Below are 13,671 nucleotides of genomic sequence, written 5' to 3'. Positions count from 1 at the left end.
TCGCCCCGGGGGCGGCGTCGCCGCGCGCCGGGCCGTCCGCTCCGCTCCGGAGGATGCCCTCCCCCATAGTGGAGAGTAGCCTCTAGAACATGGCCAGGCCGTCCCGCTTCGCTACCCCGCAGCTCCTCGACGCCGCTGTACGGCTGGCAGCCGAGTCCGGGCCGTCGGGGGTCACCATGTCCGCGGTCGCGGCGGCCGTCGGCGCACCCAGCGGCTCGCTCTACCACCGCTTCGCCGGCCGCCCGGCACTGCTCGCCGAGGTGTGGCTGCGTACCGTCGAGGACTTCCAGGAGGGCTACTTCGAGGCCCTGGAATCGTCGGAGGACCCGCGCGCCGGGGGCCGGGCGGCCGCCCGTCACATCGTGGCGTGGAGCCGTACCCACCCGGCACAGGCCGCGCTGCTCCTGTACGGGGAGCACGACTTCGGGTGGGACGACTGGTCCGACGAGCACCTGCTCCGTGCGGAGGAGGGGAACATCCGGGTGCGGGCGGCCATGGCAGCGCTCGCGGGGGCGCTGGGGCTGCACGGCAGGGCGGGCCTGGACCGGGTGACGCTCGCCGTCATCGACCTCCCGCTGTCGCTGGTGCGCCGCCATCTGCACGGCGGCTGCCCGCTGCCGCCGCACGCCGAGGACCTGGCGGAACGGTGCACCGACGCCCTGCTTGCGGGCGACTGAGGGCAGCGGCCCACCGTTCGCACGGGACGCCTGACGGCAGCGGTCCCCCATCCGCACAGGGCGACTCACGGCAGCGGCCCGCCGCCGTACGGGACGAGCCCACCACCCCTACGGGCGGTGGGCCGCACCCGCTCCCGGTCAGCCCGACACGCAGGTGGTCGGGGTGGCGTGCGCCGGGTCGAGGGCATTGGCCGTCTCGTGGAAGGCGACGCGGTCGGCGAGCCCGATGGCCACATGCTCGGAGAGGTCGACGGCGCACAGGTCCTGGAGCACGACGTTGTGCACGTCGGGGCCGCTCAGGAACTGCGTCCGGTAGGGGGTGACGACCTCGTCGTACCTGGTCGCGATCACCGTGTAGTGCACCCCGGGCACGGTGTCGCCGCCCTCGTTGAGGCGGTTGAGGATGTCCGAGCCGACGATCTGGTCGGACAGCCCCGGGGTCGCCTTGTCGAGGTACTGCTTGGCACCGGGGAAGTAGGGCAGCAGGCGGGTCAGCCCGTCCAGGTCGGTGCCGTGGTTGTCGGGGGCCAGCCCGACCAGCGCGTTCACCTTCTCCGCGCCACCGTGGAACTTCATGTAGACCCGCGGCATCATGCCGCCCTGCGAGTGGCCGACGATATCGGCCTTCGAGGTGCCGGTGGCGGCCAGCACCCGGTCGACGTAGTCGGCGAGCTGCTGGGCCGAGGCGTCGACCGGGCCCAGCCCGTGGAAGAACGGGACGCCGGGCAGCTGCCCGTAGTCCAGGGAGAAGACGCAGTAGCCGCGGGCCACCAAGTAGGGCGCGAGACCGAGCCAGTTGTCGATGGCATTGCCCAGGGTGCCGTGCACCAGGACCACCGGCCGCGGGTGGTCGGCGGAGGGCTTGCAGGAGTAGTCGTTCCAGCCGCTGCGGACGGTGGGGGCGTCAGCGGCGGCGGGGGTGGTGGTGAGACCGAGGGCCAGCGCGAGGGCGGGGAGGAGGGTGAGCGTTCTTGACCAGCGCAGCTTCATACGATGCTCCTTGCGGGGTGAGGGGACTCCGAAGTGCTCGGTGAGCCGTTCACGCGATCCGGATCGCAAGGGCCAACGCAGTTGACTGGCAAGTAAGTTACGGCTGGGTAAGCACGGAGTGCCAGCGGTGCGACGGTGAAGGAAGCCACACACGACCCTCACCGGACGTCCGGGACGCGGCGCGCCGGCGGTGTACCGGTACCCGGTTCCGTACGGGACGGCCGCCGGGGACAGGAGCCGTCCCGTACAGTCAGTAATGCCTTGACCAGTGACATCACAGCCGACAGCGCCTTGACCAGTGACCGCGGTACGAAGGGCATGAGGGGACACCGATGACACCGATGACACCGATGGAGACGGCGGGGACAGCGGATCCGACCGGCATGGTGGAGGTCTCGTCGGAGGGGGAACTGCGCGAGCTGATCGGCGAGCCCAGCTCCCATGCGGCGAACAAGACCCGCCACCGGCTGCACGACCTGGACCGGCGGTGGCTGGCCCGCTCACCGTTCTGCGTGATCGCCACCGCGGATGCGCAGGGCCGGTGCGATGTCTCGCCCAAGGGCGACCCGGCGGGCTTCACCCATGTCCTGGACGACACCACCCTGGTGATCCCGGACCGCCCCGGCAACAAGCGCCTGGACGGCATGCGCAACATCCTCGGCAACCCGCATGTCGGGCTGGACTACTTCCTCCCGGGGCGCGGTGACACCCTGCGGATCAACGGCCGCGCCCGGCTGCTGCGCGACGCCCCGTTCTTCGACGAGCTGGTCATGAAGGGCAACCGCCCGCGGCTGGCGCTGCTGGTGGAGGTCGAGGAGGTCTTCTACCACTGCTCCAAGGCGTTCCTGCGCTCGGAGCTGTGGAATCCGGAGACCTGGCAGCCCGACGCCCTGCCCTCGCGGGCCCGGATCGTCAAGGGCGTCGAGCTCCCGGACATGCCGCTGGAGGAACTGGAGCGGCACTACGGCCCGGAGTACGCGAAGAAGCTCTACGGCTGAGGCACCGGGGCGCATCCTCGGACAGATGCCTTCTACGGCCGGACGCCCCCGGGGCCGAGGGGCTTGGTGCCCGGGGACGGGGGCGTACGGCCGTGCGGGCCGAGGGTTGCCGCGGGGCGTACGCTCCCGGTACCGAAGCGCGCCCTGGCCCGGTCGACGGCCGCCTCGATGCGGTGCGCCTTGTCGTCGGAGGGGTCGAAGGTCAGCTGCCGCGCGGCGAGTTCGGCAGGGCACAGGCCCTCCGCGCGCAGCGCCACGGACCGTACCCGCGCCCGCTGCAGCCCGAGCGCGGCGTGCAGCGCATAGGCCGTCCCGGTCAGCGCGGGCCCGTGGGCGGTCGGCCCGTCCAGCCGCCGGGTGCGGGTCGTGGTGGAGCGGTCGGCGTAGCGGACGGTGAGGGTGAGCGCACGGGCCACCTGCCCGCTCGCGCGCATCCGGGCACCGAGGTCGTCGGCGAGCGAGAGCAGTGCGCGGCGGCGTCTGGCCGGGTCCAGTTCGTCGTGGGCGAAGCGGTGTTCCGCGCCCATCGAGCGGGCCGCGGCGTTGGGCGTCACCGGCGTCGGGTCGATGCCGCGGGCCCGCTCGTACACGAGGCGGCCGGTCTTCGCGCCGAGGATCCGCTGCAGGGTCGCGGGCGGTGCGGCGGCGATCCGGCCCACGCTGTCGAGCCCGTACGCGCACAGGGCGCGGGCGGTGGCCGGGCCGACGCCGTGCAGCGCCGAGGCCGGGCGGCGGTCGAGGAAGGCGGCGACGGCCCCGGTGTCCTCGGGGACGGCCCGGATCTCCCCCGGTGCCGCCGTCTGCGCCGCCATCCGGGCGAGCAGCGGGTTGGCGCCGATCCCGATCGTGCACCGTACGCCGTGCCAGGCCAGCGCGCGCAGCCGCACCAGTTCGGCGATGCCTGCCGCGTCCCGGTCGAAGTAGCGCAGCGCACCGCGCACATCCGCCAGCGCGGCGTCCGGCGGCAGCGCCTCGATCACCGGGGTGAACTGCGCGAGGAGCCGCAGCAGTTGCTCGAACTCTCCGGCGCTCACGGGGGTGTCGTCGGCGGCCCGGAAGCGTATGTGGAGCATGCCCGGCTGCCGCGGGGCGCCGGACGGCTCCGTCGGTGCGGTGGGCGGGCCCGGCGGTGCGGCGGGCGGCCTCGGCGCGGGGGTCATCCCGCGCTCCCGGGGCTGGAGTGCCACAACTTGCGTCCGGTGGCGGCGCGTTCGCCCGCGGGCTGGAGATCGGCCCACGGGTGCAGCTCATAGCCGGTCTCCAGCCGGATGGTGCGGCCCGGGGCGGCGTCGGCCGGCGCGGACTCCCGGCCCGGCCCGTGCCCCTCCCCCGGCCCGTCCCGCCCGTCGTCCACCCCGGTCGCCGGCTCGTGCTGCCCCTCCGGCTTCTCCGGTCCCGTCGCGAGGCGGGCGGCGACCGCCTCCAGCCCGCCCTCGCGGCGGAGTTCGGCCAGTTCGGCGAGGTTCCAGGCGGCGGCGCCGACCACGCTGAGGCTGCGCGGCCCGCGCCGCTGGACCGTACCGCGCACCAGCAGCAGCCAGGAGTGGAAGACGGTGTGCGCACACGCCTCGTGGGAGTCGTCGAAGAAGGCGCAGTCGACCAGGCCCGTGCTGTCGTCGAGGGTGGTGAAGATGACCCGGCGGCCGGAGCGGATCGGCGGCGTCTGGGTGGCCGCCTTGGCCCCGGCGACCAGCACCGTCTCGCCGTGCCGGGCATCGCGCAGCAGCCGGGCCGGCAGCGCGCCCAGCTCGGCGAGGAAATCCCGGTGGTCGGCCATCAGATGGCGGGAGGTGTCCATGCCGAGGACGCCCAGCTCGGCGCTGAGCCGTTCGACATCGCTGAGGTCGGGCAGCCCCGCCGGCTCGACCTGATCGGCCGGTGCCGCCCGCTGTGCGCCCGCGCCGTCCAGGGCCCCGGACGGCAGCGCCAGCTGACCGCCGGACGCCTGCCGTCCGTGGCGGTGCAGCTCGGCGAGGTACAGCAGCAGATCCCGCCGGTTCGCGCCGAAGGCGTCCAACGCGCCGACCCGGGCGAGGCGTTCGGCCACCGGGCGGCTCGGCCTGGCCCGCTGCCACAGGTCCTGGAGGGAGTGGTAGGGCTGCCCGGCCGCGATCCGCCGCGCCTCGGCCTCGCTCATCCCGTGCACATCGCGGAACGCGAGCCGCAGGCCCCAGACCGCGTCCCGGGATCCCTCCGGCCCGGACACCAGTTCGATCCGGTGAGTGACCGCCGACCGGTTCACGTCCAGCGGCAGTACCGGCACCCCGCGCCGCCGCGCGTCCGCGAGCAGCAGCCGCTTCGGGTACATCCCGGGGTCATGGGTGAGCAGCCCGGCGTAAAAGGCCGCGGGGTGGTGCGCCTTGAGCCAGGCGGACTGGTAGGTGGGCACCGCGAAGGCCACCGCATGCGCCTTGCAGAAGCCGTACGAGCCGAAGGCCTCGACGATCTCCCAGGTGCGCGCGATGACGTCGGGCGGATAGCCGCGCCGCTCGGCGCAGCGGGCGAACCAGGCGCGGAGCCGGCCCTGCAGCTCGGGGTGCGACAGGGCGCGCCGCTTCTCGTCCGCCTCGTCCCGGGCGCAGCCCGTCATGATCCGCAGCAGCTCGATGACCTGCTCGTGGAACACCACCACCCCGTAGGTCTCGCGCAGCGGTTCCGCCAAATCCGGGTGCGGATAGCGGACCGTCCTGCGGCCGCGCCGGGCCTCGATGAAGGGCCGCACCATATCGGCGGCGACCGGCCCAGGCCGGAAGAGGGAGATGTCGACGACCAGATCGTGGAAGGTGGCGGGCTGCAGCCTGCCGACCAGGTCGCGCTGGCCCGGCGACTCGATCTGGAAGCAGCCGAGCGTCTCGGTCGAGCGGATCAGGTCGTAGGTCGCCCGGTCACCGGGCGGCACCTGCGCGGGGTCGTCGAGGTCGATCCGGCGCCCGGTGGCCCGGCCGATCTCGGCGACCGCATGCGCCATCGCGGACTGCATCCGTACGCCCAGCACATCGAGCTTGAGCAGCCCCAGGTCCTCCACGTCCTCCTTGTCGAACTGGGACATGGCGAGCGGGGACGCGGCGGGCGGCCCGGCTTCCCCGCCCCCGGCGTGCGGGACCTCGGTGCTGGTGGGCACGACGGGCGTGCGGTCCAGCAGCGTGGCGTCGGAGAGCAGCACCCCGCACGGGTGCATGGCGATCCCGCGCGGCAGCGCGTCCAGCGCCTCGACCAGCTGCCACAGCCGCTCGTCGCCGGCCTCCCGCACCCCGCGCAGCTCCGGCAGCTCGGCCAGCGCCGCCCGTGCGTCGCGGGCGCGGATGTGCGGGAAGGCCTTGGCCAGGCGGTCCACCTGCGCCGGGTCCATGCCCAGGGCGGCGCCCACATCCCGTACGGCGTGCCGTACGCGGTAGGTCTCCGGCATCGAGACGGTCGCGACCCGCTCCGCGCCGAAGCGGTCGAAGATCGCGCGGTAGACCTCCAGCCGGCGGGCGGACTCGACGTCGATATCGATATCCGGCAGCGCCGCCCGGCGCTCGGACAAGAAGCGCTCCATCAGCAGCCCGTGTGCGACCGGATCGGCGTGGGCGATGCCGAGGAGGTGGTTGACCAGGGACCCGGCGCCGGACCCGCGGGCCGCGACCCGGATGCCCATCTCCCTTACGTCATCCACCACTTGAGCAACCGTCAGGAAGTACGAGGGGTAGCCGAGCCGTTCGATCGTGCGCAGCTCGTCGTCCAGCCGCGCCCAGCGCCCGCGGTCGCGGTCGTAGCCGCGCAGCACCATCCCGGCAGCGCAGCGCGAGCGCAGCACCCGGGCGGCGGTGCGGTGGCCGGCCCCGACCAGCCGGGGCTCGGGGAAGTGGACCCGGCCGAGCCCGATGTCGTCCTGCGGGTCGACCAGACACGCACCGGCGGTCTCCTCGGTCATGGTGAGCAGCCGGTGGGCCAGGCCGCGCCGGAATCCGGCCGCCTCGGCGATCCGCTCGGCGGCGTGGCGCATGGTGGCGGCGTCCTTGAGCCAGCGCTCGCCGCTGTCCCAGGACTCCGGCCGGTGCCGGTCCACCGGCACCAGGCGGCGGGCGGAGTCCAGGACGTCGGCGACCGGCCCCTGACCGGGGTCGGCATAGCGGACCGCGTTGGTCAGGACGGCGCGGACGCCCTGGTCGACGGCGAAGCCGAGGGTGCGGGCGGCCAGCCGCGGGGAGCCGGGGCCGCTGCCGGGCCGCCCGTGGTCGACGACCTCCAGGCACAGCGCCTCGCCGTACAGCTCGCGCCAGGGGGCCAGGAGCCGGGCGGCGCGGTCCGGGCGGCCGGCGGACAGCGCCCGGCCGACCTCGGAGTCCGGCCCGAGCAGCACGGTCAGCCCGCCCGTGGCGGATTCCAGGGCGCTCCACGGGAGGACGGGCCGCTCGGCCCGGCCGGCGTGGGCGGCGGAGACCAGCCGGCACAGGGCGGCCCAGCCGGCCGCTCCGTCACGGGCCAGGAAGACGGCGCGGGCGGCGGACTCGTCGAGGAAGGCGCCGCCGCGCACCGGGGTGCGCCGCCGCGCGGTAGCGGTGCCGACGGGGCCCGCCTCGTACTCCGCCACGGCGAGCTCGGTACCGAACAGCGGACGGATTCCGGCCTCGGCGGCGGCCTTGGCGAACCGTACGGCCCCGGAGAGCCCGTCCCGGTCGGTCAGCGCGAGGGCATCCATCCCGCGTTCGGCGGCCCGCTCGGCCAGCCGCTCCGGATGGGAGGCGCCATAGCGCAGGGAGAACCCCGAAGCGGTGTGCAGATGCGTGAACCCGGACATCCGCACCTCCTGCACCTCACCCGCCCCCGGCTGACCTTGCATCTCTCGTGTCTCTCGTTCCTCCCCTCCACCATAACCCGCCCATCGAACATTCGTACGAACATGCGCCCCGGGGTCGCCGGCACCCGTAAGTGCGGCGAGGAGCGACCGCGCCCGGGCGGGGGAGCCGGTTCGAAACGGGGCGGGCGTGACGCCCGGCGGAGCGCAGGGGCCCGCGCTCCCGCACGCCACCGGAGTCGATCTGCGACACTGGTAGAAACATGCCTGCACAAGCAGCCGTTGACGTCATCAGCGTCACGGCTCCGCGGAAATCAGCGGCATGGCGGCCGGATCTCACCATCACGTGGGAGGTATCCGATGCCCTTCGTCGACATCAAGGTGATCGCAGGGGTCTTCACCCCCGAAGAGAAGCAGAAGATGGTCGAAGAGGTCTCCGAGGCGTTGATCGCCATCGAAGGCGAGGCACTGCGACCGGTGACACATGTCGTGGTCACCGAAACGCCCAGCGGCGCATGGGCGATCGGCGGTCAGGCCATGACGGCCGAAGACGTCCAGGCCAAGAGGGCCGGTTAGCCGAGGCGGCATCCGCCTGGCCGAAGAGCACGGTACGCGGCACACCGAAGCCCTGTCGTGGGCGTCGGCCTGGGACAAGCATGGTGCCCCGCGCGTGATCACACCTTCCGTACGGTGACGCCGGCGGCCGCGATCGCGCCGGTCTCGTCCTCCGGGGCGGCTTCGTCGGTCACCAGAGCGTGCAGCGCGGCGGCGGGCGCGACGAAGGCGAGTGCGGTGCGGGACAGCTTCGCGGACTCCGTGACGGCGATGACGCGGCGAGCGGAGGCGATCGCCGCGCGCTTGACCGCCGCGTCGTCCAGGTCGTAGGCGGTCAGGCCGTCCGCCGCGGTGAGTCCGCAGCAGCCGATGACGGCGGTGTCGAAGCGCAGCGCGGCCAGCGAGGCCTGGGTCAGCGAACCGGTGAGCGCCAGCTCCCCCGCTCGTGGGCGGCCACCGGGCACCAGCAGGGTCACCTCCGGGGCTCCGGACAGCGCGTTCACCGCATGCAGGGAGAGGGGCGCGACGGTCAGACGGCGGCGCTCCAGCGCACGAGCCACCTCGAGGCAGGTGGTGCCGCTGTCGAGGACGACGGACTCCCCGTCGGCGATCAGGCCCGCGACCTCGGCGGCGATGCGCCGTTTGACGTCCGCCCCTTCCTGCGCCCGCAGCGCGAAGGGCGGCTCCTCGCCCCGCAGCAGCAGGCTCCTGGCCCCTCCGCGGTAGCGCTCCAACACGCCTTGGTCCGCAAGGGCTTCGAGGTCTCGGCGGATGGTCATTTCCGATGCGCCGGTGAGCGCCGCCAGTTCCGCGACGCCGATGCGGCCCGCCTCCCGTACGGCCTCGGTGATCTGCCTCAGTCGATCTGCGCTACCCATCCCCCAATTGAACATTCGTCGCGTTTGAAACTCAACCTTTCGCCACCGGATTATGTTCGTTATGTTCGAAGCGTGGATAGATACCTTCGAGCCGGCCGACTGGCCACCTTCGCGTACTTCGCCCTGAACGGCTTCCTCATGGGGATGTGGATCGTCCACATCCCTGGTATCGAGCACCGCGCAGGCATCAGCCATGCCGTGCTCGGCTGGCTCCTGCTGCTGCTCGGTGCGGGAGCGTTCGCGGGCATGCAGGCCACCGGCCCGCTCACCGACCGTTTCGGGTCCCGTACGGTCGTACCGCTCAGTGCGGCACTGTGCAGTGCCGCGGTCGTGCTGCCCGGCCTGGCCGCGAACGCCTGGACGCTGGGGGCGGCACTCCTCGTGCTCGGCGTCGGCAACGGCTGTCTGGACGTCAGCATGAACGCCCATGCCGTCCAGGTCGAGCACGGTTACCGGCGGCCCGTCATGTCCGCCTTCCACGCGGCCTTCTCCATCGGCGGGGTCCTTGCCTCGCTGGCCGGCGCACGCACGCTCACCTGGAACCTGAGCCCGGTGACAACCCTCGGCGCGGTGGCGCTCGCCGGCCTGGCCGTCGCCGCACTCGCAGCCCCCGCGCTGCTGCGCCCCACCGGCGCCCGCCACCCCGTGGACGCCGCCGGCCCTGCCGCGCACGCCCCGCGCAAGACGCCCCGCCACATCTGGGCACTGGCCGCCCTGGCACTGATGATCATGCTGTGCGAAGGCGTGGCCAACGACTGGAGCGCACTCCACCTGCGCCATGTCCTGGACGCGCCCGCCGCCACCGCCGCACTCGCCTACGGCTCCTTCGCCACCTCCATGACCCTCGGCCGTCTGCTTGCCGACCGGGTGGCCGCGCGCTTCGGCCCGGTGGCCCTCCTCCGCCACGGCGCCTCCGTCGCCGCACTCGGTCTGAGCGCGGCGGCCCTCTCCCCCTGGATCCCCGTAGCGCTGGCCGGTTGGGCCGTGTTCGGGGCCGGGCTCTCGGGATGCGTGCCCCAACTCCTCAGCGCGGCGGGCCATACCGATCAGGGCACCGCCGGCACCTACGTCTCCCGCGTCGCCGGCCTCGGCTACCTCGGCATGCTCGCCGGGCCCGCCGTCATCGGACCGCTGACCCACCTCCTGCCCCTCAACCTCACCTTCTTCCTTCCCGTGTTGTGCTGTGTCATCGCCGCCGCCACGGCCGGCATCGTCCGGCCCGCCCGTCACACCCCTGCTCTCCTGGAGGCCAAGGCCGTATGACCGGTACCGGCCACAGGAGTCCGCACCACGAAACACTCCGGCCGTTCACCATCGACTGCGACGGCGAAACCCTCAGTTGCACGGCAGCCGAGCCGCTGCAGCGGACACCCACGAGCCCCCGCACCCCCCTCACGACGGTGGTCCTGCACGGCGCGGGCACCAGTGACAAAGCCCGTCACACCGCGCTGCTGACCGACTTCGCCGCCCGCGGACACCACGCTCTCGCCTGCGACTTCTCCGGGCACGGCAACAGCACCGGTCAGCTCCGGGAGCTGAGCCTGCAACGCCGGTTCCGCCAGGCCCGCACCATGATCGACCACTGCGTCCCCGCCGATGCCGGCCTGGCGCTGATCGGATTCAGCATGAGCGGGCAGACCGTCGCCGACCTCGCCGCACACTACGGCTCGCGCGTGGCGTCCATCGGACTGTGCGCCCCGGCGGTCTACGCGGCCGACGCCTGGGCCGTCCCCTTCGGCGCGGGCTTCACCGAGATCATCCGCACACCCGGGAACTGGCGCACCTCCCCCGCCTTCGAGGTCTTCCGCTCCCTGTCCACCCGGGCAGTACTCGTCACACCGGCCAACGACGCGGTGATCCCCCCAGCGGTCACCGAAGCCATCGCCGCCGCCCTGGGCACCTCGCCCGCACACTTCACCCGCTTCGTCCACCCCGGAGCCGACCACCGACTCGGGTCATGGTTCGCCGACCACCCCGTCCCCCGCGGCCACTTCGTCACCGCCGTCCTGCGGGGGACGCCCTATGAGGGCACGTTGCCGCCGCCCCGGCTGGGCTGAGGGGCCACCGAGGCCCTGGTCAATGCCGCGCACGGCCCCATGCACGAACCCCGAGGCACTGAAATCCGGTGCCCCTCGCAGAGCCGAGGCCGGAGACAGTCCCCCTCACCGAGGTCGCGCAGTCGGCCTGACGGCCCGGCCACCGGAGCCCGCCTGCCGCCCCCTGGCTCACATATGCGTGCCGCCGTCGATCCGGATCTCCGTGCCGGTGATGAACGCGCCGTCCTGTGAGGCGAGCATCGCGATGACGCCCGCGACCGTTTCCGGGCCGGCGAAGCCCTCGCCGAGGGCCGGGGTGAGCTTGTCGAACAGGCTCGTATCGGCGTCCTCGGGCAGGCCGGGGACGCCGCCGCTGGTCATGCCGCTGGCGATGGAGCCGGGCGCCACGCAGACCGCGCGCAGCCCCTGCTTGCCGTACTCGCTCGCGATGGCGTGCGTCATGGACTGGATGCCGCCCTTGCTCGCCGCGTACGCCGACATGTACGGGTGCGCGAACGCGGCGGAGGTGGAGCTGAAGTTGACCACGACCGGCGCGCGGCCTTCCAGGAGCGCGGGCAGCGACTCGCGGATCATCAGGAACGTGCCGGTCAGGTTGATCGAGATGACCTGCTGGAAGTCGGCCAGGGCGGTCTCGTGGGTGTGCGAGGCGCGCAGGATGCCGGCCGCGTTGACCAGGACGTCCAGGCCGCCGAGGCCGGCCACCGCGGCGGGGACGGCGGCGCGGACCGCCGCCTCGTCGGCGATGTCCAGCACCGTGGTCTCCAGCCGTCCGGCGACGCCGTCCGCGGCCGCACGGTCGGCGGTGGCCCGCAGTCCTGCCGCGTCGATGTCCGCCGCCACCACCCGGCCGCCCTCGGCGAGGATCCGGTGGACGGTGGCCCGGCCGATGCCCGAGCCGGCTCCGGTGATCAGGGTGCGGCGGCCGTCAAAGCGGTTCATGGTCCGGTTCCGTTCTCGATGTGCGTTGGTGCGTTGGCGCGGTGATGCGGTGATGCGTTGGTGCGCTCGTGCGCTGGTGTGCTGGTGCGCCGGCACGTCGGCGCAGTGGCACAGTACGTCTGCCTGGCACGTCGTGCCAATCTCACGTTACGTGCCACTACGGCGCGGAGTTCCGTAGGCTGACGCCATGCCGACCCCACCCCTCCCGGCCCCGCCACCCCGCACCTCGCTCACCGAACGGCGCAAGGCCGAGACCCAGCTGGAGATCGCCCGTACCGCGGCGGCGCTCTTCGCCGAGCGCGGCACCGCCGTCACCGCCGACGACATCGCACGCGCCTCGGGAGTCGCGCTGCGCACCTTCTACCGCTACTTCCGCACCAAGGAGGAGGCGGTGCGGCCGCTGCTCGCCGACGGGGTGCGGCAGTGGACCGACGAGCTCGCCGCCGCACCGGCCGGGCCGGGCGCACCACCCGTACGCGAGGTGCTGGAGCGGTCGGCCCGCCGGTCGCTGACCCCCGCCGACGAACCGGCCGCGGAGGCGCTGCGCTGGACCCGCGGGCTGCTGCGGGCGATGCCGGACGATCCCGCGCTGCGCGCGGTCTGGCACCGGGTCCACCACGATGCCGAGGAGGCGCTGGTACCGCTCCTGGCGCGGCTGACCGGCGCGGGAGGGCTGGAGGTACGGCTGGCCGCGGCCGCCGCGAACACCGCGATGCGGATCGCGGTGGAGGAGTGGGCGGCGGGGGACGGGGCGCCGGACGGCCCGCGGGGGCCCGGCAAGCTGGTGGTGCGGTGCCTGCGGGCGCTGACGGCCGGGCTGCCGCAGCTCGACGGGGCGCACGACCGGGAACACCGACCGCCGGCCCGGTAAGCCGAGCCGGCGGTGGCCGGTTCTTACCTCAGCGGGCGCGCCGGGCGACACGGAGGGTGCCTCAGGCCCCCCTCTTCGGCCAATCGCCGGAGATCGAAACCCGCCCGAACGGCCGGTCGGCGGCCGGATCCCTCCCTTCCGGGTGCGGGGGACCTTTGCCAGGGGCATGACCGGCACACCATCCGCACTGGCCGAGCCCGCCTTTCCCCCGGGCGACCCGCACCGCCTCCGGTTACATTCGCGCCATTACTCTCAGCTTTCGCCTAATGACTCAAAGCGATCGCCTTATGCCCGCTCAAGATGCTTTCGGGGTGCGGTTGGGCCAGACTCCCGTCCGGTATCTGCACCTTCGAGCAAGGGAGTGTTCGTCATGCGGTACATCACTGGGGCGGTCGCGCTCGGCGCGGCACTGGTCCTGGGCACGCTCGCCACCACCGCACAGGCCGCCGCACCGGCGCAGCCGTCGCGGACCGGTGGCCTGTACGCCCCGACGGAACTGGTGCTGACGGTGGGCCAGGGCGAAAGCCGTGCGACCGCCACGGTGCAGCGCGCCGTGACGCTCAGCTGTATGCCCGGGGCCAGGGGCAGCCACCCCGACCCGAAGGCCGCCTGCGCCCAGCTGCGGGCGGTGGCCGGTGACTTCAACGCGATAACCGGCGCCCCCTCGGAGCGCCTGTGCACCAGGGAGTGGAACCCCGTCGTGGTCACCGCGGACGGCGTGTGGCAGGGCAAGCGGGTCTCGTACAGCTACACCTTCGCCAACGCCTGTGCGATGCGCAGCGACAGCGACGTGGTCTTCGAGTTCTGAGCCGATCCGATCTGAGCTCGGCTGAGCTGCTTCTAGATCCCCGGGCACCGGAGGGTGGTGCCCGGGGATCGTCGTGTGCGGCGGGCACCGGGGCCGGCGCCCGCCCCCGGAAGCCGAAGCA

General features: G+C 73.3%; 12 protein-coding genes. 7 read left to right on the top strand and 5 right to left on the bottom strand.

Annotated elements, in window-relative coordinates:
- Nucleotides 1-89: 89 nt before the first annotated feature.
- A complete protein-coding gene (locus ABZ851_RS34055; RefSeq protein WP_361136098.1) occupies nt 90-677 on the top strand; it encodes a helix-turn-helix domain-containing protein in 588 nt (195 codons plus the stop codon).
- Nucleotides 678-815: 138 nt separating this feature from the next.
- Here ABZ851_RS34055 and ABZ851_RS34050 read toward each other — a convergent pair whose 3' ends face one another.
- Nucleotides 816-1,667, bottom strand: a complete 852-nt coding sequence (locus ABZ851_RS34050; RefSeq protein WP_361136095.1) for an alpha/beta fold hydrolase — start codon at nt 1,665-1,667, stop codon at nt 816-818.
- A 341-nt stretch (nt 1,668-2,008) separates the two neighbouring features.
- Here ABZ851_RS34050 and ABZ851_RS34045 point away from each other — a divergent pair, with 341 nt between their 5' ends.
- On the top strand, nt 2,009-2,665 hold the full coding sequence (locus ABZ851_RS34045) for a pyridoxamine 5'-phosphate oxidase family protein (RefSeq protein WP_361136172.1): 657 nt from the start codon (nt 2,009-2,011) through the stop codon (nt 2,663-2,665).
- Nucleotides 2,666-2,697: 32 nt separating this feature from the next.
- On the opposite strand, the gene ABZ851_RS34040 is transcribed toward ABZ851_RS34045, so the two are convergent.
- On the bottom strand, nt 2,698-3,825 hold the full coding sequence (locus ABZ851_RS34040; RefSeq protein ID WP_361136092.1) for a helix-hairpin-helix domain-containing protein: 1,128 nt from the start codon (nt 3,823-3,825) through the stop codon (nt 2,698-2,700).
- Complete coding sequence (dnaE, locus tag ABZ851_RS34035) at nt 3,822-7,445, bottom strand: DNA polymerase III subunit alpha (protein WP_361136089.1); 3,624 nt, start codon at nt 7,443-7,445, stop codon at nt 3,822-3,824. The genes ABZ851_RS34040 and dnaE overlap by 4 nt, the downstream gene beginning before the upstream one ends.
- 357 nt (nt 7,446-7,802) lie before the next feature.
- On the opposite strand from dnaE, the gene ABZ851_RS34030 reads away from it, so the two are divergent.
- On the top strand, nt 7,803-8,018 hold the full coding sequence (locus ABZ851_RS34030) for a tautomerase family protein (protein ID WP_361136086.1): 216 nt from the start codon (nt 7,803-7,805) through the stop codon (nt 8,016-8,018).
- Nucleotides 8,019-8,116: 98 nt separating this feature from the next.
- On the opposite strand, the gene ABZ851_RS34025 is transcribed toward ABZ851_RS34030, so the two are convergent.
- Nucleotides 8,117-8,875 carry a DeoR/GlpR family DNA-binding transcription regulator gene (locus ABZ851_RS34025; protein WP_361136083.1) on the bottom strand — a complete coding sequence of 253 codons (759 nt, stop codon included), beginning with the start codon at nt 8,873-8,875 and terminating at the stop codon, nt 8,117-8,119.
- Between the two features lie 72 nt (nt 8,876-8,947).
- Here ABZ851_RS34025 and ABZ851_RS34020 point away from each other — a divergent pair, with 72 nt between their 5' ends.
- Together ABZ851_RS34020 and ABZ851_RS34015 are read left to right on the top strand one after the other, a co-directional pair.
- Nucleotides 8,948-10,138, top strand: coding sequence for an MFS transporter (locus tag ABZ851_RS34020; protein WP_361136080.1), 1,191 nt, complete (start codon nt 8,948-8,950; stop codon nt 10,136-10,138).
- Nucleotides 10,135-10,932, top strand: a complete 798-nt coding sequence (locus ABZ851_RS34015) for an alpha/beta fold hydrolase (RefSeq protein WP_361136077.1) — start codon at nt 10,135-10,137, stop codon at nt 10,930-10,932. Before ABZ851_RS34020 ends, ABZ851_RS34015 begins: the two co-directional genes overlap by 4 nt.
- 168 nt (nt 10,933-11,100) lie before the next feature.
- Here ABZ851_RS34015 and ABZ851_RS34010 read toward each other — a convergent pair whose 3' ends face one another.
- A complete protein-coding gene (locus tag ABZ851_RS34010; protein ID WP_361136074.1) occupies nt 11,101-11,871 on the bottom strand; it encodes an SDR family oxidoreductase in 771 nt (256 codons plus the stop codon).
- 187 nt (nt 11,872-12,058) lie between these two features.
- Here ABZ851_RS34010 and ABZ851_RS34005 point away from each other — a divergent pair, with 187 nt between their 5' ends.
- Entirely contained in the window at nt 12,059-12,742 is a 684-nt protein-coding gene (locus ABZ851_RS34005; protein ID WP_361136071.1) for a TetR family transcriptional regulator, read from the top strand.
- Between the two features lie 370 nt (nt 12,743-13,112).
- Nucleotides 13,113-13,550, top strand: coding sequence for a subtilase-type protease inhibitor (locus ABZ851_RS34000; RefSeq protein ID WP_361136068.1), 438 nt, complete (start codon nt 13,113-13,115; stop codon nt 13,548-13,550).
- The last annotated feature ends 121 nt before the right edge of the window (nt 13,551-13,671 follow it).

It is taken from the genome of Streptomyces sp. NPDC047049 (assembly GCF_040643995.1).
Taxonomy (GTDB): Bacteria; Actinomycetota; Actinomycetes; order Streptomycetales; family Streptomycetaceae; genus Streptomyces; species Streptomyces mooreae.
Note: the sequence above shows the minus strand (reverse complement) of the source record. Positions and strands in the feature narration are given on the sequence as shown.